This is a genomic window from Aestuariibaculum sp. M13 (genome assembly GCF_024723255.1).
Classification (GTDB): Bacteria; Bacteroidota; Bacteroidia; order Flavobacteriales; family Flavobacteriaceae; genus Aestuariibaculum; species Aestuariibaculum lutulentum.
The window spans coordinates 750,632-776,297 of record NZ_JANIAC010000002.1 but is presented as its reverse complement, the minus strand read 5'-3'; the positions used below and the strand labels follow the sequence as shown (position 1 = coordinate 776,297).

Here is a 25,666-nt window from a genome sequence, read left to right as displayed (position 1 = left end):
ATTATTGCTAATGTAATAATTAAGCCTATTGGTGAATTATCAAATTCGTAACGCAAACGTTTCCGTGTTAATAAGTTTTACGAAATTTTTAACGCAAACGTTTCCGTAACGATATTTTTTTGAAGCTTAGGATTTTTAGATGAAACAAACTAAATTAGCATTACTGGGTTAGTCGTGTTTTTTAGTAACACGTCCTAAATTTAGCTATATTTAAAACAAATAATGAAGAAAAAAGTTACATTAAAGCAAATAGCAAGAGAACTCGATGTATCAGTTTCAACGGTTTCCCGAGCCTTGGCAGACAGTAAGGAAATTGGGGAGAATACCAGACGTCGTATTCAGGCATTTGCTAAATTTCTGAATTATAAACCCAATAATATTGCACTCAGCTTAAAAAATAAAAAAACGAAAACCATAGGCGTTTTAATACCTGAAATTGTGCATCATTTTTTTTCAACGGTTATTCGTGGTATTGAAATTGTCGCTAACGAGCGTGGTTATAATGTTATTGTGGGGTTGTCTAACGAATCGTTTAGCAAGGAGGTGTTAAATATGGAAATGCTGGCTAATGGAAGTATAGACGGTTTTGTCTTATCTATTTCAAAAGAAACTTTACTTAAACAGGATTATCATCACTTTAATGAAACCATAAGTCAGGGCATCCCCATAGTCATGTTCGACCGAGTGGTTAATGAGGTAGAATGTGATAAAGTAATTGTTGATGATTTTAAAGGATCTGTTAAGGCTGTAAAAAAACTGGTAGCTAATGGTTGTAAACATATTGGTTTAATCACCACCATGGATTACGTAAGTGTAGGTAGACTGCGAACTCAAGGTTACTTGCGAGCATTAGAAGAAAGTCAGGTATATGCTGAGCCTGATTTAATTCTAAAATTGGACGATATGGTGTCGTTAGAAGAAAATCTCGATATTCTTGAAAATGAAATAGAACAGTTATTTAAAAAGAATCCGAAAATTGATGGTGTGTTTGCTGTGAATGAGTTATATGCTGTAACGGCCATGAAAGTGGCTAAGAAATTAGGATTGGCTATTCCTGATGATTTACAAGTCATCGGATTTACCGATGGTGTTTTATCTAAACACGCTTCGCCAAGTCTAACTATTGTAAGTCAACACGGACAAAAAATAGGAGAGAAAGCAGCCGATTTATTAATCGATCGTTTAGAAATGGAGGACGAGGATAACGATACAAATGTTAACGAAAACACTAGAGAACAGGCATTTGAAACCTATGTGATAGAGACCGAAATTATTGAAAGAGAATCGACTAAATAATTTTTTTTAGGAATTTTAAAATTCTTTTCTATATCTTTGACGCAGAATCAAGACTTATATATTCACTTCTCACATGTAAGTTTTGATAAGTTTTATGCTTATCAATAGTATCAATTAAAATACTATTTCGATGGAAAAGCGTAAGTTAAGTTTTCTTCAAATCTGGAATATGAGTTTCGGATTTATGGGAATTCAAATGGGTTTCGCCCTGCAAAATGCCAATGCAAGCAGAATACTTCAAATTTTTGGAGCCGATGTACATCAGCTGTCCTGGTTTTGGATTATTGCACCTTTAATGGGCTTAATTGTTCAACCAATAGTTGGGTATTATAGCGATAATACCTGGGGTAGATTTGGTAGAAGAAAACCGTTCTTCTTAGTTGGAGCTATTTTAGCTTCTATAGGATTGGTGTTAATGCCACAAGCCGATATTTTTACAGCCTTTTTACCTGCTATTTGGGTAGGTGCAGGATTCCTGATGGTTATGGATGCCTCTTTTAATATTGCTATGGAGCCGTTTAGAGCTTTAGTAGGTGATAATTTAAGAACAGATCAGCGTACCTTAGGATTCAGTGTGCAAACCGCTTTAATTGGTTTTGGCGCAGTTATTGGCTCCTGGTTGCCGTACACGTTAACCAATTGGTTTGGCGTATCGAACGCTACGGTTGCAGGTGAAGTTCCGTTAAACTTAATTTTATCTTTTATTATTGGAGCCATTATTTTGGTGCTTTCTATTCTGGTTACCGTATTCACAACTAAAGAGTATTCACCAGAGGAATTAGCACAATTTCAGGATGATCAAGCTTCAAATTCAGAAGATGAAGACACTTCAGAAAAAGCAGGCTTAAAAACCATTTTCGAAGATTTTAAAAACATGCCAACTACCATGCGTCAGTTAAGCTGGGTTCAGTTTTTCTCATGGTTTGGGTTATTTGGTATGTGGGTATTTGCTGTTCCTGCCATAGCACAGCACATTTATGGTTTGCCTGTAAACGATAGTAGCAGTGCAACTTATCAAGATGCTGGTGACTGGGTAGGTATTCTTTTCGGCGTTTACAATCTTATTTCAGCTTTATATGCATTTGCCTTACCGTTAATCGCAAAGAAATTAGGTAGAAAACGTACGCATGCCTTGTCCTTAATTATTGGAGGTATAGGACTGCTTTCGGTTTACATCATGCCTGATAAAGACTGGCTTATTCTTTCTATGATTGGTGTTGGTATTGCCTGGGCCAGTATTCTGGCCATGCCTTATGCTATTTTGGCGGGGTCTATTTCACCTAAAAAAATGGGTGTGTATATGGGGATCTTTAACTTTTTCATCGTTATTCCGCAAATTATCAATGCCTTAATTGGTGGTCCGTTAGTGAAGTATGTTTATGGGGACCAAGCGATTATCGCTTTAATGGTTAGTGGGTTTAGTTTCTTAATTGCTGCTACGCTAGTATTTAAAGTAAAAGACGTCGACGACGTTATCCAATCTTAAAAAATCATCGTAATGAACGGTTTTATTTTTGACCTCGATGGGGTCATTGTAGATACTGCAAAGTATCATTACCAGGCTTGGAAGCAATTAGCTAACAAAATTGGAATAGAGTTTTCGTTGGAGAAAAACGAACAACTTAAAGGAGTGAGTAGAGTAGAGTCTTTAAAAAAGATCCTTCATTGGGGACAAAAAACTATTTCTGATGATGAATTTACAGCTTTAATGACTGAAAAAAATGATCACTATTTGAGCTTTATTGAAACGATGCAGGAAGATGAAATCTTGCCAGATGTTTCAAAGGTTTTGAACTATTTATCTTCAAAAAATCAAAAAATAGCATTAGGCTCAGCCAGTAAAAATGCAGTTGGCATTCTAGAAAAAGTCAATTTAACTCAGTTTTTTGATGCTATTGTAGACGGTAATCAGGTAACTCATGCCAAGCCAGATCCGGAGGTGTTTTTAAATGCAGCAAAACAAATGCTTGTGCAACCAGAAGATTGTATTGTTTTTGAAGATGCTGTGGCCGGAATACAGGCAGCAAATGCTGCAAACATGGTAAGTATTGGTATTGGAGATGTCGATGTTTTACATGAGGCAGATTATGTGTTCAAAGATTTTACAGAGATGTCTTTAGACTTCTTAGACAAACTAATTAACCCTAAAAAATAAACTGTCTTTAGCTGAAAAAAATCAATTAAATACAGTACAAAATACAAATGAATCAAGATTATATAAAAGCAGATCAATGGTCTATCATAGAAGAAGGCTTTGATGCGAGTCGTGTAAAATCCTCGGAAAGTCTGTTCAGTATAGGTAATGGTGCTATGGGGCAACGGGCCAATTTTGAAGAACAGTATTCAGGAGCTACATTTCAAGGGAGCTATATTGCCGGCGTATATTATCCAGACAAAACCCGTGTGGGCTGGTGGAAAAATGGTTACCCTGAATATTTTGCGAAAGTGTTAAATGCGCCAAATTGGATTGGTATTAACGTTAAGGTGAATGGTGAATCTTTAGACCTTTACAAATGCAAAAGTGTTGAAGATTTTTCTCGAGAATTGAACATGAAGGAAGGCTGGTTATCCAGAAGTTTTAAGGCAACACTTCAAAATAATGTTCAGGTTGCTGTTAAAACCAAACGTTTTTTAAGTTTAGATTTAGATGAACTTGGAGCTATTCGATACGAAATTACCCCGTTAAATACCGATGCTTCAATTACATTTTCCTCGTATTTAGACGCCGGAATTACCAACGAAGACACCAATTGGGATGATAAATTCTGGGATGTTTTAAAGGTCACTCATGAAGGTTCTCAGGGGTTTATTGAAGCGAAAACCATGAAAACCGAATTCCACACCTGTACATTTATGGAATCGCAGGTGTTTGTAAATGATGTTTTCGTTGACTTAAATCCACAAATTGAGACTACTTCAAATAGTATTTCATTCAGCTATTCAAAAGACATTAGAGCAGGTGAAACCTTTAAAATTGAAAAATTCGGAGGTTATACGGTTGATAGTAATCATGAAAAATCTGCATTAATATCTGCTTCTCAAAATGTATTGGCTAAAGCAAAAGATTTAGGCTTTTTAGGTTTGTTGGAAAGGCAAATGCAGGCCTGGGCGAACATCTGGGATATGGCCGATATTACCATTGAAGGCGATGTTAAAGCACAGCAAGGTATTCGTTTCAATATCTTCCAGTTAAATCAAACTTATCTTGGGAAAGATTCAAGACTAAATATTGGTCCGAAAGGATTTACTGGTGAGAAATATGGCGGAAGCACGTATTGGGATACCGAAGCCTATTGCATTCCGTTTTACATGGCGACCAAAAACCAAAGTGTTGCGCGAAGTCTGTTGGAATACCGTTACAATCATTTAGAGCGTGCTATTGAAAACGCAGGAAAACTTGGGTTTACAAATGGTGCTGCATTATACCCAATGGTGACTATGAACGGAGAAGAATGCCATAACGAATGGGAAATTACCTTTGAAGAAATTCACCGTAACGGAGCTATAGCCTTTGCTATTTATAACTACTATCGTTACACCAACGATTACAGCTACATTCCTGAAAAAGGCTTGGAAGTTTTAATTGGAATCGCTCGCTTTTGGCAGCAACGCGCCACTTTTTCAACCGACAAAAACAAGTATGTTATTCTTGGTGTCACCGGACCAAACGAGTACGAAAATAATGTGAATAACAACTGGTACACAAACTATTTAGCGCAATGGTGTATTCGTTATGCTATTGAAAATATAAAGAAAGTTGAGACGGAATATAATTCAGATTATATCCGAATTATGAATAAAACAAAACTGTCTACATCTGAAATAGACGAGTGGCAGCAAGTTGCAGAACATATGTATTTCCCATATTCTGAAAAACATCAGGTGTATTTACAGCAAGACGGATTTTTGGATAAAGATTTGGTAACAGTTGCAGATTTAGATAAATCGCAGCGTCCAATAAATCAGAAGTGGAGCTGGGATCGTATTTTACGTTCTCCATACATTAAACAAGCCGATGTTTTACAAGGATTTTACTTTTTTGAAGACCAGTTTAGTCAGGACGATTTAGAGCGTCATTTCGATTTTTACGAACCGTTTACAGTTCACGAAAGTTCTTTATCTCCTTGTGTACATAGCATTCAGGCAGCTAAATTAGACCGTATGGAGCAGGCGTATACCTTCTATTTACGAACGTCTCGTTTAGATTTAGACGATTATAATAAAGAAGTTCATGAAGGTTTACATATCACTTCAATGGCAGGTACCTGGATGAGTATTGTTGAAGGTTTCGGAGGGATGCGAGTAAAAGATAATATGTTGTCGTTTACACCTAAAATACCAAAACAATGGAGCGGGTATTCCTTTAAAATCAATTTCAGAAATCAAATATTGAAGGTTCATGTTACTCAGCAGGAAACGATATTTGAACTTGAAAGTGAAAAGGAATTGAAGATTTTGTTAAATAACGAATTACAGGTAATTACTCCTAATAATTATGAAAATGTCTCTGGCTAATCTAAAAATACATGGCATTTTAAAATTAGGTTTTGTTCTTTTTACAATAGCCTTAAATAGTGCCTGTAAAAATGATACAGAGGCAAAAGAAGTAGTATCTTATGCCGATGTTAAAATTTCAGAATACAAGGATTTGGAACGCATAGAACCTTTAAATTGGTGGGTAGGATTTAAAAATCAGGAGTTACAATTGTTGGTTAAAAGTCCTGGTATTTCCAAGGCGCAACCGGAAATTAATTACTCGGGAGTAACCATTACATCTGTAAATAAAGGCGAAAGTCCAAATTATTTGTTTATCGATTTGCTTATTGATAATCAAACGAAACCGGGGAAATTTAATATTGAATTTAGGTTTGAAAATGGCGAGGTAAAAACACAAACTTATGAATTAAAACCAAGAATCAAGTCGGCGGACAATTATGTTGGTTTTAATAGTTCGGATGCGATTTATTTGATAACACCCGATCGCTTTTCAAATGGAAACCCTTCTAACGATATTAATGAAAATCTGTTAGAAAAAACGATTGACAGAACTAATGATTATGCGCGTCATGGTGGTGATATAAAAGGAATTACCAATCACTTGGATTATATTGAAGATTTAGGATTTACCGCGATTTGGCCTTGTCCGTTACTTACTAACGATATGCCTGAAAGTTCATATCATGGCTATGCTATGACCGATTTTTATGAAATCGACCCACGTTTTGGAACTTTAGAGGATTATCTGGAATTATCCGAAAAAGCACGAGAAAAAGGAATCAAACTTATCATGGATCAGGTGGCGAATCATTGTGGATCGGAGCATTGGTGGATGAAAGATTTGCCGTTTTCAAATTGGGTAAATCAGCAGAAAACCTTTGAAAATAAAGAGCATCTAACAAATTCCAATCACAGACGTACAAGTAATCAGGATCCTTATGCATCTGCGAAAGATAAGCAGGACATGAGTGATGGCTGGTTTGTACCTTCTATGCCGGACTTGAATCAGAAAAATCCGTTTATGGCCAAGTACATTATTCAGAATAGTATTTGGTGGATAGAAACTGCAGGATTAGGTGGTATTCGTCAGGACACTTATCCGTATTCCGATAAAGAGTTTATGAGTCGTTGGGCGGGAGCTATTATGAATGAATATTCTAATTTTTCCATTGTTGGAGAGGAGTGGAGTATTAACCCTTTAATAATTGGTTATTGGCAGGAAGGTGCGAATAATAGAGATGGTTACGATTCCAATTTAAAATCACCTATGGATTTTGCCATGCAACGCCAGATTGTAAATGCTTTGAATGAAGAGGAAGGTTGGGATACCGGACTTATTAAAATGTATGAGGGACTAGCCAACGATTTTCACTACGCTTCACCAAAGGATATTCTCATTTTTGGCGATAACCACGATATGAGTCGTATTAGTACACAAGTCTATGATGATGTCGAAAAGGTAAAAATGGCTTTAGGTTATATGTTTCTTTTGCCAAGAATCCCTCAGTTGTATTACGGGACTGAGATTTTAATGAACGACACGGCTAAACCTGGCGACCACGGATTAATTCGAACTGATTTTCCTGGTGGTTGGGAAGGTGATGCAGTCAACGCGTTTACCGGAAAAGGATTGTCAAAAAAACAATTAGACATGCAGCAGTTCGTTAAAAAAATAGTGAACTACCGAAAGGGAAGTAAGGCCATTCATGAGGGGAAGACCATTCATTTTGCTCCGGAAAATGGTATGTATGTCTTGTTTCGCGTTTTAAATGATGAGGTTGTTATTGTTATTTTGAATAAAACATCTGAAACAAGTTTGTCAACCTCAAGGTTTGAAGAGCTTGGTTTAAAAGGAAAGAACATTAAAAATATAATTAGTGGTGATATAAGTGTTTGGGAAGATTCTATTACAATCAAACCTAATGGAGTCACTTTATTTTCAACTAAAAATTAAAACTAAAAAATAAGACATAATAATGAAAAAACTAATGTTATTAATACCTGCTTTAATCATCTTCATTTCGTGTAAAAACGAAAAGAAACAGGTTGTGCAGGAATCTGAAATATCTCAGGAAATAAAAGTAATTGAGCCTATTAATAATGCTGTTTTAGAATCTGCAGTTATTTACGAAGCCAATATTCGTCAGTATTCTAACGAAGGTTCGTTTAAGGCCTTTACGCAAGATATTCCGCAGTTAAAACAATTAGGGTTGAAAATTATTTGGTTGATGCCGGTGTTTCCAATTTCAGAAACCAATAGAAAAGCTACTGGAGGTGATTTTGCCTATAAAATTGAAGATGAAACCGAGCGTGCTAAAATGTTAGGAAGCTATTACGCAGTTTCCGATTATACTAAAATAAATCCGGAATTTGGAACTATTGAAGATTTCAGAAATCTTGTTAAAACAGCTCATGATAATGGCATTTATGTCATCTTAGATTGGGTGCCAAATCACACAGGTTGGGATCACGAATGGATAAAAAATCACCCAGATTATTACACCCAAAACGATAAAGGAGAGATTATAGATCCAATTAATCCCGATACCGGAGAATCGTGGGGTTGGGGAGACGTAGCCGATTTAAACTATGACAATCCTGAAATGCGTAAAGAAATGATTGCCGACATGAGTTACTGGATTACCGAAGAAGGTGTTGATGGGTTTCGATGTGATGTAGCAAGCAATGTTCCAACCGATTTCTGGGCGCAGGCCATTCCTCAGTTAAGAGCGCAAAAGGATATTTTTATGTTGGCCGAAGCTGGTCAGCCGGAGTTGATGAAAGCGAATTTATTTGATATGGGCTATGGTTGGGAATTCCATCATATATTAAATGAAGTTGCTCAGGAAAAAATGAATGTAAACGATATAAAAACTTATATTGAGAAAAGCAAAACGGAATACGAATCGGATGATATTTTAATGAATTTCGTAACCAATCACGATGAAAATTCATGGAATGGTACCGTAAAAGAGCGTTTAGGTGAAGCTTCTAATTTAATGACAGCTCTGACTTATGTGATGCCGGGCATGCCATTAATCTACTCAGGACAGGAATATGGTTTAGATTACCGATTGAAGTTTTTTGAAAAAGATTCTATCCCAAAAATAAAAGGTGCAACATGGAATCTATTAGAGGAATTAGGTCAACTGAAAAATACCAATCCAGCTTTAAATGGCGGGAAAACTTCAGCAGAATTAAAGGTTTTAGATGTTGAAAATCCAGATGTTTTGATTTTGCAGCGATATAAAGAAAAAAACAAACTTGTTTTTATTGGTAATTTTTCAAAAGTTGAACAAGAGGTGAATTTACCTGTCTCAGGGCATTTTATCAACTTTAAAACCAATACGCCTATAGAATTTAGTCAAGACGACAAGTTAAGATTAGAACCTTGGGAATACAAAATTCTAATTAGCAAATAGCAGAATAAACTAACTAAATAAAATAAGCATGAAGAGGCAGAATATGTATATACTGCTGTTTACTCTATTAACCTGTTTCGGAGTAACAGCACAACAACTTTCATCGCCAGATGGAGATGTTGTCATGGAGTTTTCCTTAAACTCAGATGGAGCACCGGTTTATCAAATAGCTTTCAAAAATAAAGCAGCTGTAAAATCAAGTAAACTTGGATTTACACTTAAGGAAACTGAAAGTATGGATAGTGGATTTTCAGTTTTAGATACACAAGCATCAACATTTGATGAAACGTGGAAACCGGTTTGGGGAGAGGAAAGTGTAAGAAGAAACCATTATAATGAACTTTTAGTAAGATTAAAACAGGAATCAACGCAGCGGTTAATGAATATTCGATTTCGAGCGTTTAATGAAGGTATTGGCTTTCGTTATGAGTTTCCCGAGCAACCTAATTTAGGGCATTTTATTGTTGAAGATGAAAAAACACAGTTTGCCATGATGGGAGATCATACGGCATTCTGGATTCCCGGAGATTATGATACCCAGGAATACGATTATACCGAATCTCGCTTGTCTGAAATTCGCGGATTGATGGATAAATCAATTACCGAAAACTTGTCTCAAAAATCATTTTCTTCAACAGGAGTTCAGACGTCATTAATGATGAAAACCGATGAAGGTCTGTATATCAATATTCACGAAGCCGCATTAATTGACTTTTCAGTATTACACCTCGAATTAGATGACGAAACTATGGTGTTTAATGCCTGGTTAACCCCTGATGCACAAGGTACGAAACCTTATATGATTGCGCCTGCAAATACTCCTTGGCGTACCGTTATGATTAGTGATGATGCCCGAGATATTTTAGCATCACGAATGACTTATAATTTAAATGAACCTTGTGCTCTTGAAGATACGTCGTGGATTAAACCGGTGAAATATGTTGGCGTGTGGTGGGAAATGATTACCGGAAAAAGTTCCTGGGCATATACGAACGATTTTAAAGCCGTAAAATTAGGAGTTACCGATTATAGTAAAGCAGCACCTAATGGAACGCATGCAGCTAATAATAAGCGTGTAAAGGAACTTATCGATTTTGCCGCATTGCATGGTTTTGATGGTGTTTTAGTTGAAGGCTGGAATGTAGGTTGGGAAGATTGGTACGGGCATTCTAAAGATTATGTGTTCGACTTTGTAACTCCATACCCAGATTTTGATGTTGATGAGATTCAAGAATATGCGAATGCTAAAGGAGTTGAAATGATTATGCATCACGAAACGTCATCTTCAGTAAGAAATTATGAAAGACATTTGGATAAAGCTTATCAATTTATGAAAGACCATGGCTATAATGCCGTTAAAAGTGGTTATGTGGGTGATATTTTACCGAGAGGTGAAAATCATTACAGCCAGTGGATGATTAATCATTACCAATATGCAATCGAAAAAGCTGCCGATTATGAGATTATGGTAAATGCTCATGAAGCTGTTAGACCAACCGGAATTGCCAGAACCTATCCTAATTTAATAGGAAACGAATCGGCGCGTGGTACCGAATATCAGGCATTTGGTGGTTCGAAACCTAATCATGTTACGGTATTGCCATTTACGCGCTTAATAGGAGGCCCTATGGATTATACGCCTGGTATTTTTGAAATGGATATTAGTAAATTAAATCCGAATAATAATTCACATGTTAATAGTACCATAGCTAATCAGCTGGCACTTTATGTAACCATGTATAGTCCGTTGCAAATGGCAGCCGATTTACCCGAAAATTACAATAAGTTTTTAGACGCCTTTCAATTTATAAAAGATGTAGCTGTAGACTGGGATAAAAGTGTGTATTTAGAAGCCGAGCCTGGCAACTATATTACGATTGCAAGAAAGGCTAAGGGCACAAACAACTGGTTCGTAGGTAATGTCAATGGAAAAGTGAGTCGCGAGTCGAATATCTCTTTAGACTTCTTAGATAAAGGGAAAAAATATATCGCAACCATTTACGCCGATGCAAAGGATGCGAATTATAAAACAAATCCACAGGCATACACTATTAAAAAGATGAAAGTAACTAATACATCTAAATTATCATTAAAGAGTGTGGAAGGTGGAGGCTATGCTATTAGTATTATGGCAGAGTGATAGTAATAGCTTATGAAGTAATATTCTTAAAGATATATATAGATAAAAAGGCGGCTTGAATTTCAAGCCGCTTTTTTGTTTCACGATTACATGCGGTTTATGAAATAAATTCAATTAGGTTATTTTTCTTTATTCCTTGTTAAAGCTATTAAGCCTAAAATAGGACCAATAGAAAGGACTATATACAAATGTTTGGGGTTTATTTCGTTTTGTAGATTAGTAATTAATTGAATGCTGAAGATGGTAATAGCAAAACCAATACAGTTCACAATTGTTAAGGCTGTTCCTTTTATTTCTGTTGCTACATTCGTAGCTACCAACGTTGAAAATTGGGGTGAATCAGAGACAACAACCATACCCCAGAATAAAATAACAAGAAGAAATAGATGATGATTTAAACTAAACAAAAAGGGAGATAAAAGACAGCATATACAGGATAACAAAAGCGAAAGGAAAGCTACTTTTTTAGATCCTATTTTTTTTGATATATAACCTCCTAAAATACAGGACAGGCCTCCGGCAGCAATTATGAAAAATGAAACCAGCGGAATGTTAGTATTGAAATGTGTGTGAATATCATTGTAGGTTTTTAAAATAAAGGGAACAAATGTCCAAAACGCATAAAGTTCCCACATATGTCCAAAATAACCAAAAGCCGCTGAGCGGAAGGATTGATTTTTAAACACACTAAAAAAGGCTGATAAATTTAAGTGCTGACTTGCTTTTCTAAAAGGACCGTCAGGAACTAGAGAAAACATTAATATACCTCCAATAGATGCTAATACCGATGTTGAAATTATAACCGACTTCCAGAGGTAAACAGAACTTAGGTCTTTTAGTAAGTGAGGCAGTGCTGTTCCTAAGACTAAAGCTCCTACTAAATATCCCAGGGATTTGCCAAGTCCTTTTTCGTAATAATCGGCTGCTATTTTCATACCAACGGGGTAAATACCAGCCAGACAAAACCCTGTTAAAAATCTAAATGTTAAAATGCTCCATAACTGATTATGTTCTATTGTTATTCCTAAATTAAAACTGGCTCCTAAAATGGCACAGACCAAAAAAACTTTAGAAGGAGAAAACCTATCGGAAATAGTAAGGATGGCAAATGCAAGCGTTCCAATTATAAACCCGAATTGAACAGCCGAAGTTAAATCTCCGATAACTGAAGTTTTTAAATCATAACTTTCAATCAAATCATTTAATACGGCATTACCGGCAAACCAAAGGGATGTGCAGAAGAACTGGCAAAAAACAATTACGGGGAGTATACTTTTAGTCGGTTTCATAACACCAATTTATGAAACTTAAAATTAAGAAGTTCTATTGTTTATAGTGCATCAATCTTTAATGAGGTCATGGTTAATGACCCGGCTACAGGTTTATCGTTAAACAAGGTCACTTTTTCATCCTCTTCTTTTAGAGCCAATGCATAGAGTAGAGGAAGGTAATGTTCGGGCGTAGGAATGGCCAAATCAAAGGCTTTACCTTGCGACCTAAAATTAATTAAACTGTTATGGTCGTTATTTAAAATAAAGCTTTTCATTTTTTCGTTAGCTTCTGTTGCCCAATCGTAGGCATATTCTTCGTTGAGTTTATTCCATGCCACCATACGCAAATTGTGCACCATATTTCCGCTTCCAACAATTAATACGCCTTTATGTCGTAATTTATTGATTTGTTTGGCAAGTTCGTAATGGTATTTTGGCGGCTGGGTATAATCAATGCTCATTTGTATCACTGGAATATCAGCATTAGGGTAGAGGTGTTTTATAACACTCCATGCACCGTGGTCAAGTCCCCATTTTTCATCTAAACCAACGTCTGTTTGTGAAATTAGCTTTTGGGTTTCCTTTGCTAATTCAGGACTGCCGGGAGCCGGGTACTGCACATCAAACAAGGCTTGCGAAAAACCACCAAAATCGTGTATAGTTGGTGGGTTTTGCATGGCAGTTACATAAGTTCCTCGCGTTTCCCAATGCGCAGAAATACATAAAATGGCATTTGGTCTTGTAAGTTCTTGCCCAAGTTTTCTAAAAGTCCTAACAAACTCATTTTCTTCAATAGCATTCATAGGGCTACCATGACCAAGGAATAATACAGGCATTTTGCCTGTATTATTCATGGTAGAGGTCATTTTATCTAAATCTTTCAAAGTCATACTCGAACCTATTAATGGCAGTAATGCCAATGATTTTAAAAACTTTTTTCTATCCATTTCATAAGAATAAACTTTATGAAACTTGTTTTGTAAACTGTACTTCAGCAGCGATTTTTACTTCGTCGGCAACTAATACACCTCCCGTTTCTAAAGCGGCATTCCAGTTTAACCCCCAGTCTTTACGATTAATTTTCCCTGTAATTTCAAGCGCTAACTTTTCGTTGCCCCATGGATCTGTATTTGTTCCACCATATTCAACATCTAAAACCACGTCTTTACTAATGCCTTTGATAGTCAAAATACCTGTTAATTTATATTCATCGTCGTCAACTTTAGCTAACGATTTACTTTTAAAAGTCATAGACTCATGGTTTTCAACATCGAAAAAATCGGCACTTTTTAAGTGTGTATCTCTGTCTGCATTATTTGTTGAAATGGAAGCAGTTTCAATTTTTACAGTGACAGGAGAAGAAAAAATATCTTTGCCTTCTATGGTTGCTTCATAGTTTGTAAAAGCGCCTTTTACATTAGAGATCATTAAATGTTTTACTTTAAAACCTATTTCGCTGTGTGATGGGTCGATAACCCATTTTGTTGTAGACATAATATTTGTTTTTAAATGGTTAATGATTGTCCTACAAATTTAAAATCTATGAAAGCTTCATTTTTTATACTATTCGGAAGTGCTTGGGTAATTTTAGGAAATGAGTGCGTTTTGAATCTCTTCACGGAAGTCTCCAGGTGATTGGCCAGATTTTTTCTTGAATACTTTTGAAAAATACGATCCTTCGTTATAGCCTAATTCGAAAGCTATTTCAGAAACGGTTTTGTTTGTTGATAATAGTAAATTCTTCGCCTCAATAAGTTTTCGGGTTTCAATAATTTCCGAAACACTTTGCTCCATAATATTCTGGCAAATAATATTCAGGTTTCTCGAGGACATAAAAAGCTTTTCGGCATAAAATTCAACACCCAACGGACGATGATAGTTTTCTTCAAGTATGCTCAGGAAATTTTTAAACGTGGTGTTTTCAGTTTTATTAAGCGTGTTGTTTTCCGATGTTTCTTTTTTGCGTTCTACTTCAATCATCGTAAAAATAACGCTTAACAATTGCCTGATAATACCGTAATTAGGATTTTTCTGTTGTGTTTCATCAAAAATCATATTGCTCAAGGTAATCAAGCGTTTAAAGCAGTAATTGTCTTCAAGTTTTAGGTTAGCCTGATTATGATATAATGAATATAGCTGAAACGTGGTCTCGGGAATAAATTCGCTTTTAAATCGAATGGCCCAAATGTCGCAAATGCCATTTACAGGTTTAGGGATGACGCGATGCATTTTTCCTTTGGTAATAAACGTAATAAATGGAGCTTTAATGGTCACCGAATCGAAATCTATGAAATGCTCTAATTCGCCCTCGACACCAATAAGTAATTCTTCAAAATCATGGTTATGAGGTTCGTCAGGTTGTGCAGCAATTTTAGCGGCTTCTAAAGCATCTACCTTAAAGATTTGAAACAGTTGATTCATAAAAGTATTTGTTTGTTTTCTGATACAGAAATATACAAAAAAAGGATTCTTTTTAGGAATCCCATTTTTGTTTTAACGTTTGGTTATTGTTTATAGAACCTCTCTTATAGATTTAGCTAAAGGGGTTGTAGGTCTTCCTAACAATTTAGAAAGCTGATGATTATTATCGAATAAATCACCTTTTGATGCCGAAACATCCCAGCTCGCCAGTCCTTTTGCTAAACCTTCTGGTAGTCCAACTTGCAATAAAATACCAGCGTAAGCCTCTTCAGGAAGATTGTTATACGGAATGGTTTTTCCGGTTTGTTTTGATAGTTCGATTGCCAAATCGGTTAACGTATAACTTTCATCACCTGCAAGTTCAAAAACTTTTCCTTTATGTTCTTCGTTTGTAATTACTATTGCTAAAGCTTCGGCATAATCTAATCGGGCTGCAGATGAAATTTTTCCAGAGCCAGCACTACCTATGAATCCACCGTTTTGAATAGCACTTGGTATTGAAGCTGTATAATTTTCGGTATACCAACCATGGCGTAAAATGGTGAAATTTAATCCGGAATTTTTTAGTTCCTGTTCAGTATTTAAATGTTCGCCAGCTAAGTTTAATGTTGAAGTATCAGCTCTTAAAAGGCTGGTGTAAATTATCCACTTCACATTTAGTTTTTTTGCTGCATCAATAACATTTTTATGTTGTCTGGCGCGTTGACCTATTTCGTTAGCCGAAATAAAAACCAATCGATCAATTCCGTTAAGTGCTTTTTCTAAAATTTCAGGGTTATCGTAATCGAATTCTCGGGCTTCAATGCCTAAAGATTTAGCTTTATCTGTCGAGCGTACTAAGGCTACAAGATTATCGTTATACCCTAGTTTTTTTAATTGTTCAACTACCAGTGTTCCAAGTTGACCAGTAGCTCCTGTTATTCCTATTTTCATAATTTTTGTGTATTTAAAATTCTGTTGTATATTTGATTAATATGAGTAATTAACTTACTTTTAGTTAGTCAAAGTTAAAAAGTAAAATATTAATATGCAATAGGTTACGTTTGTGTGTGATACTTACTTTTAGGTTAGTTTTAATAATAATCAAGGATTTATGAATCAAGAAATTTTAAAAAAATATAGTAACGTTGAAGCTTGTCCGGTGAGAAATGTATTAGATCGTATTGGGAATAAATGGACCTTGTTGGTTTTGTTGGTTTTGGAAGAAGAAAAGGTGTTACGTTTTAACGAATTACACAATTATATAGTAACGATATCCCAAAAAATGTTGAGTGTTACGTTAAAGAGTCTGGAAGCAGATGGGCTAGTGAAACGTACCATTTACCCACAGGTTCCACCAAAAGTTGAATACGAATTAACAGTGCGTGCACAAACGTTATTACCACATATTCATAGTCTAGTAAGCTGGTCTGAAAATCATATTAATGATATTAAAGTGTCTCGCAAAGAATACGAGTTGGTTACACAAAAGTAACCCGTTAAACCTGAGCTTTATGCCTTAATTGGTTTAATTTTTTAGGAACTTTGCCTCGGATAATCATCCGAATAAATAGAACACAATACATTATATGAAATCTAAACAAACAGCTTATTCAATATTAGAATTGGCTCTCATTTCTAAAGGCCAATCCGTTCAACAAACTTATGCAAATGCTGTTTCTTTAGCTCAGAAAGCCGAATTTGAAGGTTATACACGCATTTGGTTTGCCGAACATCATAATATGCTGGCGGTAGGAAGTAATGCGCCAACCATTTTAATAGGTCATATTGCAGAAAAAACATCCACGATTCGTGTAGGATCAGGAGGTGTTATGTTGCCTAATCATTCGCCTTTAGTAGTGGCCGAGCAATTTGGAACTTTAGGGAATTTATACCCAAATAGAATTGATTTAGGCTTGGGACGAGCTCCCGGAACCGACAGAGATACCGCATTAGCTATAAAATCTGATTTTTTACAGGCTTCACATTCGTTTCCAAATGATGTCGAGCAAATTCAACTGTTGTTTTCTAAACAAAACGATACGGCTAAAGTCAGGGCGGTTGTTGCAGAAGGGGTAGAGGTACCAGTTTATATTTTGGGCTCAAGTACAGATAGTGCTCATCTGGCTTCAAAAAAAGGTTTGCCTTATGCTTTTGCGAGTCATTTTGCGACCTCGTATTTAGAGGAAGCTCTGTCGATTTACAGAAGCCAATTTAAGCCGTCAGTAGATTTAGAATCTCCTTATGTAATTGCTGGGGTTAATGTCATTATTGCTGACACCGATGCCGAAGCCGAACGTTTATTTACCTCGTCTTTGCGAATGATTATTGGTATGTTTACCGGAAAGCGTGATTATTTAAATCCGCCAACCGATATGACTTCAGATTTAAAGGAGATTATTCAGCATCCACAAATTCAGAATATGATAAAATACAGTTTTGTTGGAAGTAAACAAACTGTGAAAGAAAAAGTAAAAGCCTTTTTGCAACACACTCAAGCAGATGAATTAATCATTTCTACGAATGTTTACGATATTAACGATCGATTATATTCGGTTGAAAAGTTTGCTGAGGTGATGCGGGAGATTAATGAGAATTAAGAAGCGTAGCCCCATATAAAAACATAAAAAAGGAGCTATTTAGCTCCTTTTTTATGTTTTTATATTTTGAAAACTATTCTATACGTTCAATTTTAGCACCGATGGCACGTAAACGTTCATCTATATTTTCGTAACCTCTGTCAATTTGTTCAATATTCTGAATGGTTGAAGTTCCTTTTGCTGAAAGTGCAGCAATTAAAAGAGATACACCAGCACGAATATCTGGGGAGGTCATAGTCATTGCTTTTAAAGTCGATTTAAAATCATGACCGATAACGGTTGCTCTATGTGGATCACAAAGAATGATTTTAGCCCCCATATCGATTAATTTATCGACAAAGAATAAACGGCTTTCAAACATTTTTTGATGAATGAGAACGCTTCCTCTTGCTTGTGTCGCAACAACTAAAACAATACTTAATAAATCTGGTGTGAATCCTGGCCAGGGCGCATCAGAAATGGTTAAAATCGATCCGTCAATAAAACTTTGTATTTCGTAACCATTGGTATGCGCTGGTATATGAATGTCATCACCTTGTTTTTCAACTGTGATTCCTAACTTTCTAAAAACACTCGGAATGATTCCTAAATCGTTCCAAGATACATTTTTAATAGTTAGTTCACTTTTAGTCATGGCAGCTAAACCAATCCAGCTACCAATTTCAATCATATCTGGTAACATGGTGTGATCGGTTCCGCCAAGGCTTTCAACACCGTCAATAATTAACATGTTAGAACCAACACCACTAATTTTGGCACCCATGCGGTTAAGCATCTTACATAATTGTTGTAAGTAAGGCTCACAGGCAGCGTTGTAAATAGTGGTTTGGCCTTCCGCTAAAACAGCAGCCATAACAATATTAGCAGTACCCGTTACCGAAGCTTCTTCAAGGAGCATGTACGTTCCTTGAAGTCTGTCGGCTTCAACACCGTAAAACTGTTCTTCTTTGCTGTAACGGAATTTAGCGCCTAAATTAATAAGTCCTTCGAAATGTGTATCTAAACGACGACGACCAATTTTATCACCACCTGGCTTTGGGATATAACCTTTACCAAAACGCGCTAATAGTGGCCCGACAATCATAATCGATCCTCGTAAACCACGGCCGTCAACTTTAAACGCATCAGATTCAAGGTATTCTAAATCAACTTCGTCGGCTTGAAAGGTGTACGAGCCTTTCCCTATTTTTTCAATTTTTACACCAAGGTTCCCTAATAGTTTTATAAGCTTGTTGACATCAACGATATCCGGAATGTTATTAATTGTAACAACTTCAGGGGTTAATAAAACAGCACATAAAATCTGTAAGGCTTCGTTTTTGGCTCCTTGAGGCTGTATGCTTCCTTTTAACTGGTGACCTCCTTCAATTTTAAATGTTCCCATAAATATTTAGAAGCGTTTTCTTTGACGGTTTGATGAATTTTTCTTGTGATGTCCACCTTTTTTGTTGGTAAACTTGGTCTTGTTGCGCATTAAGCTTGTGGCATCAGAAAGATCTTCTTCCGAATTTTTTAAATTTATTTTTCCTCCTGAAAGCTCATATAAGTGACCATAAATTACATCATCTTCAACGGTATCTTTATTCCAGTTTAAAAAACATTTTTTCATGTGATTGGCGATGGTGTAAGTCAGTGCTTCTTTTAGGTCACCACTTTCCCAAGTGTTAGCCACATCAATCATGGTTTTTATATTGTTTCCGTAAAAGCGGTATTTAGGAAAATTTTGCGGATATTTTAAAGGCTCCGGGCGACTTTCAAAAAGTTCTTTTGTAGGTTTTTCGTAAGGTGAATCTGCGTCTAATTCAAAATTAGACATCATAAATAACTGATCCCAAAGTTTATGCTGAAAGTCGGGAACATCACGTAAATGTGGTTGCATGTTTCCCATTACCGCAATAATAGCTTTAGCTACTTTGTTGCGTTCTTCCTTTGTTTCTCGAGTCTTGGCATAACTAATCATTTTTTGAATATGGCGACCATATTCCGGAATAATTAAGTACTCACGCTCGGTATTGTATTCTAAATTATCTATTGTCAAAATAAAATATGTGAAGTTAAAAATTTTAGCAGGTAGTAATTCTGCTAGTGCAAAATACAAAAAAAAACTAAAGACTAATAACGCCCTCTATTTTTTCTGCAACTTCTTTATACTTGGCAATTACCGCATCTGGATCGGACATGCATAGGTTAATGGAAACACTGGTATACTTACCATTTTTTGAAGCCGTTGTATTAATTACAGCGCCCATATTATCAAAAATATTTTCTAAATCTGAAATTTTACTGGCTTCTGTTAATACAATAAATTTATACAAATATTCCGATGGCCAGTTAGTGGTTTCTAATAATTGTTCTTTTAATTTTTTATAGAATTCTTCTGAATTTGAAGGTGTGCTCATAATCTTTTTTATATACTGCAAATATAAGCTTATAAAAATTTATAGCCTTTTTTTAAGGAACAAAAGTAAAGCTTAAGTAAACTCTGGCTTGCGCATTTTTTTTATAACAGTTAAATTCCGAATTTTACAGCTAAAATAGAACAGGTTTGAATTCTAAAAAAATTGTGATTACAGGTGGTCCCGGAACCGGAAAATCTTCATTAATAAATGAATTAGTAAAACGCGGGCATACTTGTCTTGAGGAAATATCCCGTCAGGTTATACTTGATGCTCAAAAAGAGGGAATCGATCAACTGTTTTTATCAAACCCGTTGTTATTTAGTGAGCTTCTTTTAAAAGGAAGGCAACAACAGTTTGAAGATGCAAACATTCATACCGCAGAAACTATTTTTTTCGACAGAGGGGTTCACGACGTAATTGCTTATATGGATTTTATTGGTGACACTTACCCACAACATTTTATTGATGCTTGTGAAAATTTGGTTTACGATTCAGTATTTATTTTAAAACCTTGGGAAGCCATTTACACTTCAGATAATGAGCGCTATGAAAGTTTTGAGCAAGCCCTTCAAATACATGACCATTTACTAAATACTTATAGCCGTTATAATTATAATCTAATTGATATTCCTTTTGATACAATTGAAAACCGTGCAGACTATATTTTAAAGGCACTACAAATGTAAATGGAACATCCCGTAAACATACTAGAACGTTACTGGAATTATACATCTTTTAGACCGCAGCAAGAAGATATTATTAATGCGGTTTTAGAAGGTGAAGACACCTTTGCTTTACTGCCAACTGGAGGCGGTAAATCGATGTGCTTTCAAATTCCGGCATTAGTTAAAAAAGGTATTTGCATTGTGGTTTCCCCTTTGATTGCTTTAATGAAAGATCAGGTTAAGCAGTTAAACGACAAAGGCATTAAAGCAATGGCTGTAACCAGTGGAATAAGTTACACGCAATTGGATACCATGCTTGATAATTGTATCTACGGAAATTATAAATTTCTATATCTGTCGCCAGAACGCCTACAACAGGAGTTGGTTCAGGAGCGTATTCGCCAAATGCATGTGAATTTAATTGCTGTTGATGAAGCGCACTGTATTTCTCAATGGGGAAGCGATTTCAGGCCGGCGTACAAAAACATTGCTATTTTACGTCAGTTGCATCCAACGGTTAATGTTATTGCATTAACAGCATCAGCTAAACCAGAAGTGATTGACGATATTGTTAAGGAATTAGATTTCATAAGTCCTAAAATCTTTAAACAATCGTTTTTTAGAGATAATTTGGGCTATATGGTTTTTCATGAAGAAGATAAATACTACCGACTTCAAACCATTTTAAAAAAATATAAAGAGCCTTCAATTATTTATGTGCGCAATCGAAAAATGACACTGGAAGTCAGTTCGTTTTTAGAGTCTAAAAACATTTCGGCTACCTACTACCATGGAGGTTTGCCTACCGATGATAAAGACAAACACATGAACTTGTGGTTAAGTGACCAGAAACAGGTTATGGTGGCCACCAATGCTTTTGGTATGGGAATCGATAAACCCAATGTTAAAACAGTGGTTCATTTAAATTTACCAGAAAGTATTGAAAGTTACTTTCAAGAAGCTGGTCGGGCAGGTAGAAATGGTGAAAAGGCCTTTGCTGTTATTTTAAAAAACAAAAGCGACGAAGAACTGGTTAAAAATCAGTTTTTAAAAATATTACCAACTGTAGATTTTGTAAAACAAGTATACCGAAAGTTGTGCAATTATTTTCAAGTGTCTTATGGAGAAGGAGAATACATGACATTCGACTTCGATTACAATACCTTCTGTAAAACTTATAATTTTAACGCTATTTTAGCCTATAATGCCCTGTTGTTGTTAGATAGAAATAGTATAATTGCACTTTCAAAACAGTTTAAAAATAAGGTTTCTGCTCAGTTCATTATTTCGAGTCCGGCACTTTTTAAATATTTAGAAACACGGAAGAATTACGACATTATTGTAAAGTCTATTTTACGTATGTACGGAGGTATTTTTGATCATGATACAAAGATAAATCTAGGGAAGATAGCTGAAAAAGCTTCCGTTTCAGAAAAACAAATCACGGAAGTATTACTACAGCTTGAAGCCGATGAAGTTATTACGTTAAACTTAGCAAGAACCGATGCGCAGGTAACTTTTATTGAACCCCGTGAAGACGATAAAACTATTAATCGAGTGGCTTCGATTATAAAGCAACAAAACACACTAAAAGAAGATCAGGTTAATGCCATGCTTGATTATATTAATAACGATTCTGTTTGTAAAAGCATGCAGTTACTTTCCTATTTTGGAGAAAATGAGATTGAACCTTGTGGTATCTGTTCGGTTTGTATTACAAACAAAAAGAAGCCTCAAAAATCTGAAAATATCGGTTCGTTAAAAAATAAGGTTATCGAGCTTTTACAGGAAAATGAACAATCGTCACGTGAATTAATGTCTCATTTAAACTGTAACGAAACCGATTTAAAAGACGTGCTCCTCTTATTATTAGAGCACCAAATTATAAATATTACAAAAACAAACACATATAAATTGAGTCACCTATAATAGCAACGATTCTATTTTTATGACTTAAAATAATAAATAGTATACAATGAAAGATTTAAGAATTGTATTTATGGGTACACCAGATTTTGCGGTAGATACCTTAAAAACTTTAGTTGAGAACAATTATAATGTAGTAGGCGTTATTACAGCACCAGATAAACCTGCTGGTCGTGGCAGAAAACTTCATGAAAGTGCGGTAAAACAATACGCAGTTTCACAAAACCTGAATGTATTACAACCAACTAACTTAAAAAGTGAAGATTTTTTAAATGAATTAAAAGCTTTAGAAGCCAATTTACAAATTGTGGTTGCTTTTAGAATGTTACCTAAAGTGGTTTGGCAAATGCCGGAATATGGTACTTTCAACTTGCACGCATCTTTACTTCCTAACTATCGTGGAGCTGCACCAATAAACTGGGCTATTATTAATGGTGAAGCAACAACAGGAGTTTCTACCTTCTTTATTAATGAAGATATTGATACCGGAGATATGATTCTGCAGGAGTCTATAGCTATAGACCCTGAAGAAAATGTAGGAAGTCTTCATGATAAGTTAATGACTATTGGTAGTGCTTTGGTTTTAAAAACAGTAAAGCAAATTGAAAGTGATAGTGAAACAACTACTCCTCAACAAGATACAGCTGATATTAAAACAGCTTACAAATTAAATCGAGATAACTGTAAAATTAACTGGGAAGCCCCAATAAACGATATTTATAATTTAATTCGCGGATTGAGTCCTTATCCAGGAGCCTGGTGTACTTTAGTTAATGGAGAAGAACATTTAGATGTGAAAATTTACGCTTCAAGTAAAGAACCTGCCGAACATGATTACACCATTGGATCTGTTATAGCTTCTAAAAAAGAGCTAAAAGTTGCTGTATTAAATGGTTACATTAATATACAGGAAATTAAACTTCCGGGAAAACGCGCTATGGACATTAAGTCGCTTTTAAACGGATACGAGTTTAATGTAAATGCAAAAATGCTGTAAAGCCCTATTATTACTGATATTTTTAAAACATCGACGAAAAGCACTTTCGTTATTAACAAAAGCCGGAAGTTATCAACAAAACTTGGCATTTCCCTTGCTATTACTTGCATTATTGAGATATCCGTATAAATTTGTAGTAGGATTTAACACAAACGTTTAACCAATTTATTAATAATTAAATTTTACATTATGAACAAAACAGATTTAATCGATGCGATGGCAGAACACGCTGGAATTACTAAAGCTGCAGCTAAAAAGGCTTTAGAATGTGCACTAATTGAGATTGAAGGAGCTTTACAAAAAGGTAACAGAGTTTCTTTAGTAGGATTCGGTTCTTGGTCAGTTTCGAAAAGAGCAGCTAGAGAAGGTAGAAACCCACAAACTGGAGATACTATTAAAATCAAAGCTAAAAACATTGTAAAGTTTAAAGCTGGTGCAGATTTATCAAACGCAGTAAACTAATAAGATTACAACATTAATATTGAAAAAGCCTTCAAATTTTGAAGGCTTTTTTTATATATGCTTTTAAAGTGTTGCTTTTTTAATAAATAAATGTTAGATTTAGATTACTAATTCATCGATAGTATGATTACAATCCAACCAAAAAAAGGAAGTCTGTTAATCGCTGAACCTGCTATAATTGGCGATGTTTCCTTCAATCGATCTATTGTGTTATTAGCAGAACACTCTCATGAAGGGTCTGTAGGTTTTATCTTAAATAAACCTTTAGACTACAATATCAATGACCTGGTGCCTGAAGTAGAAGCTAACTTTAGAGTCTACAATGGCGGACCTGTAGAACAGGATAACCTGTATTTTATTCATAGAATACCTGATTTAATACCAGATAGTGTTGAAATTTCACTTGGTATTTATTGGGGAGGTGATTTTTCCAAAGTAGCCGAATTAATTTCAACAAACAGCATTAAAGAAGATGAAATAAGATTCTTTTTAGGCTATTCTGGTTGGGCTGCCCAACAGTTAGACGATGAATTAAAATCGAATTCCTGGGTAGTTACCGAAAATATCTACAAAAATGAAATTATAGGTAAGGATTACGAATCGTTCTGGAAAGAGAAAATGCTGGAGTTCGGTGATGAATACAGCATTTGGTCTAACGCTCCAGAAAACCCCAACTACAATTAACTTAACCTAATTTTTACGTTTAATTTCTGTAGTATTGTTTTAGCTACTTCACTGTTAAATGACTTTTTACGGTATTTAGATACTGGTGTAATTCCAGAAATTACGTTAGTAATAAAAATTTCATCAGATTTCTGAAGTTCGAACGGAGAAATAGACTCTTCAATCAATTGATAGCCTTCCAAAGTTTTTAAAACATCAATAATTTGTTTACGCATCACACCTTTTAAACATCCGTCGGTTAGTGGTGGTGTTTTAATGATATTTCCTTTTGCTAAAAACACATTACCATTAAGAGCTTCTACAACTTGTTTATTGGTGTTTAAAATTAAGCAGTTGTTTAAATTATTTTCCTTGGCATAAATGCTTCCCACTACATGTAGGGCTTTATTGTTGGTTTTTAATGTAGAAAGTAAACTTGGAGAAACATAATAATCTTTAAACAAATCCACCTCGTAAGTTCCATCATTTAGCACATAAAAGTCATCTTCTAATGGTTTTACAGAAATATTAAATCCTACTGCATTTGTTTGAGGCAGGTATAATCCACCTTCATTTCTATGTACCGTTAATTTTACACGAGCTGAAGCTTCTGTTAAACTATTTGCCTTTAACGTGTTTTGAATTTGCTCTTCAAGAAATTCCATGGTAAAATTCATTGGAATTTCCATACGCATAATACGCATAGATGCCATTAATCTGAAATAATGATCTTCCCAAAACAGTAATTTTCCGTGTGAAGCTTTAATGGTTTCAAAAAGGGCATCGCCGTATGCGTAACCTCTATTTTGAATTGAAAGAATATTGGTTTCTGCTAAAATATTTCCGTTGTAATTTGTCATAAAAAAAATGTCCTGTCCTCTTTTTGGAGAACAGGGCACAAATATAATTGAAATATATTATTTAGTAA

At 35.3% G+C, this 25,666-nt stretch carries 23 protein-coding genes; 14 read left to right on the top strand and 9 right to left on the bottom strand.

What is annotated here, in order from left to right:
* The first annotated feature begins 222 nt into the window (after positions 1-222).
* The 7 genes from NO995_RS10430 to NO995_RS10400 all read left to right on the top strand — a co-directional run bounded on the left by NO995_RS10430 (position 223) and on the right by NO995_RS10400 (position 11,355).
* A complete protein-coding gene (locus NO995_RS10430; protein WP_240572992.1) occupies positions 223-1,296 on the top strand; it encodes a LacI family DNA-binding transcriptional regulator in 1,074 nt (357 codons plus the stop codon).
* Positions 1,297-1,426: 130 nt separating this feature from the next.
* Positions 1,427-2,782, top strand: a complete 1,356-nt coding sequence (locus tag NO995_RS10425; RefSeq protein ID WP_258227462.1) for an MFS transporter — start codon at positions 1,427-1,429, stop codon at positions 2,780-2,782.
* A 12-nt stretch (positions 2,783-2,794) separates the two neighbouring features.
* Entirely contained in the window at positions 2,795-3,451 is a 657-nt protein-coding gene (gene pgmB / locus NO995_RS10420; protein WP_258227461.1) for a beta-phosphoglucomutase, read from the top strand.
* A gap of 47 nt (positions 3,452-3,498) precedes the next feature.
* A complete protein-coding gene (locus NO995_RS10415) occupies positions 3,499-5,811 on the top strand; it encodes a glycoside hydrolase family 65 protein (RefSeq protein ID WP_258227460.1) in 2,313 nt (770 codons plus the stop codon).
* Positions 5,792-7,747, top strand: a complete 1,956-nt coding sequence (locus NO995_RS10410) for a glycoside hydrolase family 13 protein (RefSeq protein ID WP_258227459.1) — start codon at positions 5,792-5,794, stop codon at positions 7,745-7,747. Before NO995_RS10415 ends, NO995_RS10410 begins: the two co-directional genes overlap by 20 nt.
* Before the next feature lie 22 nt (positions 7,748-7,769).
* Positions 7,770-9,215, top strand: a complete 1,446-nt coding sequence (locus tag NO995_RS10405) for an alpha-amylase family glycosyl hydrolase (protein WP_258227458.1) — start codon at positions 7,770-7,772, stop codon at positions 9,213-9,215.
* Between the two features lie 28 nt (positions 9,216-9,243).
* Complete coding sequence (locus NO995_RS10400; protein WP_258227457.1) at positions 9,244-11,355, top strand: glycoside hydrolase family 97 protein; 2,112 nt, start codon at positions 9,244-9,246, stop codon at positions 11,353-11,355.
* A gap of 119 nt (positions 11,356-11,474) precedes the next feature.
* Here the strand turns inward: NO995_RS10400 and NO995_RS10395 are convergent, their stop codons facing one another.
* The 5 genes from NO995_RS10395 to NO995_RS10375 form a co-directional block, all read right to left on the bottom strand.
* Entirely contained in the window at positions 11,475-12,644 is a 1,170-nt protein-coding gene (locus NO995_RS10395) for an MFS transporter (RefSeq protein WP_258227456.1), read from the bottom strand.
* 41 nt (positions 12,645-12,685) lie between these two features.
* Positions 12,686-13,573: a 4,5-DOPA dioxygenase extradiol gene (ygiD, locus tag NO995_RS10390; RefSeq protein ID WP_258227455.1), complete on the bottom strand. Its 888-nt coding sequence runs from the start codon at positions 13,571-13,573 to the stop codon at positions 12,686-12,688.
* A gap of 16 nt (positions 13,574-13,589) precedes the next feature.
* Positions 13,590-14,120, bottom strand: coding sequence for a YceI family protein (locus NO995_RS10385; RefSeq protein ID WP_258227454.1), 531 nt, complete (start codon positions 14,118-14,120; stop codon positions 13,590-13,592).
* A gap of 93 nt (positions 14,121-14,213) precedes the next feature.
* Positions 14,214-15,047 (bottom strand): AraC family transcriptional regulator, encoded by an 834-nt coding sequence (locus NO995_RS10380; RefSeq protein ID WP_240573003.1) that lies wholly within the window; start codon positions 15,045-15,047, stop codon positions 14,214-14,216.
* Positions 15,048-15,137: 90 nt separating this feature from the next.
* Entirely contained in the window at positions 15,138-15,980 is an 843-nt protein-coding gene (locus NO995_RS10375) for an SDR family oxidoreductase (protein ID WP_258227453.1), read from the bottom strand.
* 160 nt (positions 15,981-16,140) lie between these two features.
* Between NO995_RS10375 and NO995_RS10370 the strand changes: the two genes are divergently transcribed.
* Positions 16,141-16,521, top strand: coding sequence for a helix-turn-helix domain-containing protein (locus tag NO995_RS10370; RefSeq protein ID WP_258227452.1), 381 nt, complete (start codon positions 16,141-16,143; stop codon positions 16,519-16,521).
* A gap of 94 nt (positions 16,522-16,615) precedes the next feature.
* Entirely contained in the window at positions 16,616-17,626 is a 1,011-nt protein-coding gene (locus NO995_RS10365) for an LLM class flavin-dependent oxidoreductase (protein WP_258227451.1), read from the top strand.
* A gap of 73 nt (positions 17,627-17,699) precedes the next feature.
* Here NO995_RS10365 and murA read toward each other — a convergent pair whose 3' ends face one another.
* From murA to NO995_RS10350, 3 genes are all read right to left on the bottom strand, one after another.
* Entirely contained in the window at positions 17,700-19,010 is a 1,311-nt protein-coding gene (gene murA, locus NO995_RS10360) for a UDP-N-acetylglucosamine 1-carboxyvinyltransferase (RefSeq protein ID WP_258227450.1), read from the bottom strand.
* Between the two features lie 6 nt (positions 19,011-19,016).
* Positions 19,017-19,664 carry a DUF4290 domain-containing protein gene (locus tag NO995_RS10355; RefSeq protein WP_240574616.1) on the bottom strand — a complete coding sequence of 216 codons (648 nt, stop codon included), beginning with the start codon at positions 19,662-19,664 and terminating at the stop codon, positions 19,017-19,019.
* 67 nt (positions 19,665-19,731) lie between these two features.
* The gene (locus NO995_RS10350) at positions 19,732-20,025 is read right to left on the bottom strand and encodes a DUF493 family protein (protein ID WP_240574617.1); all 294 of its coding nucleotides are present in this window, start codon (positions 20,023-20,025) and stop codon (positions 19,732-19,734) included.
* A gap of 146 nt (positions 20,026-20,171) precedes the next feature.
* On the opposite strand from NO995_RS10350, the gene NO995_RS10345 reads away from it, so the two are divergent.
* The 5 genes from NO995_RS10345 to NO995_RS10325 all read left to right on the top strand — a co-directional run bounded on the left by NO995_RS10345 (position 20,172) and on the right by NO995_RS10325 (position 24,759).
* Positions 20,172-20,711 carry an ATP-binding protein gene (locus NO995_RS10345; RefSeq protein WP_258227449.1) on the top strand — a complete coding sequence of 180 codons (540 nt, stop codon included), beginning with the start codon at positions 20,172-20,174 and terminating at the stop codon, positions 20,709-20,711.
* A complete protein-coding gene (locus NO995_RS10340; RefSeq protein WP_258227448.1) occupies positions 20,712-22,619 on the top strand; it encodes an ATP-dependent DNA helicase RecQ in 1,908 nt (635 codons plus the stop codon).
* Between the two features lie 46 nt (positions 22,620-22,665).
* Positions 22,666-23,613 (top strand): methionyl-tRNA formyltransferase, encoded by a 948-nt coding sequence (gene fmt, locus NO995_RS10335; protein ID WP_258227447.1) that lies wholly within the window; start codon positions 22,666-22,668, stop codon positions 23,611-23,613.
* Positions 23,614-23,802: 189 nt separating this feature from the next.
* On the top strand, positions 23,803-24,075 hold the full coding sequence (locus NO995_RS10330; RefSeq protein WP_188215699.1) for an HU family DNA-binding protein: 273 nt from the start codon (positions 23,803-23,805) through the stop codon (positions 24,073-24,075).
* Between the two features lie 123 nt (positions 24,076-24,198).
* On the top strand, positions 24,199-24,759 hold the full coding sequence (locus NO995_RS10325) for a YqgE/AlgH family protein (protein WP_258227446.1): 561 nt from the start codon (positions 24,199-24,201) through the stop codon (positions 24,757-24,759).
* On the opposite strand, the gene NO995_RS10320 is transcribed toward NO995_RS10325, so the two are convergent.
* The gene (locus NO995_RS10320) at positions 24,756-25,598 is read right to left on the bottom strand and encodes an aminotransferase class IV (RefSeq protein WP_258227445.1); all 843 of its coding nucleotides are present in this window, start codon (positions 25,596-25,598) and stop codon (positions 24,756-24,758) included. The genes NO995_RS10325 and NO995_RS10320 overlap by 4 nt on opposite strands.
* Positions 25,599-25,666 lie beyond the last annotated feature (68 nt).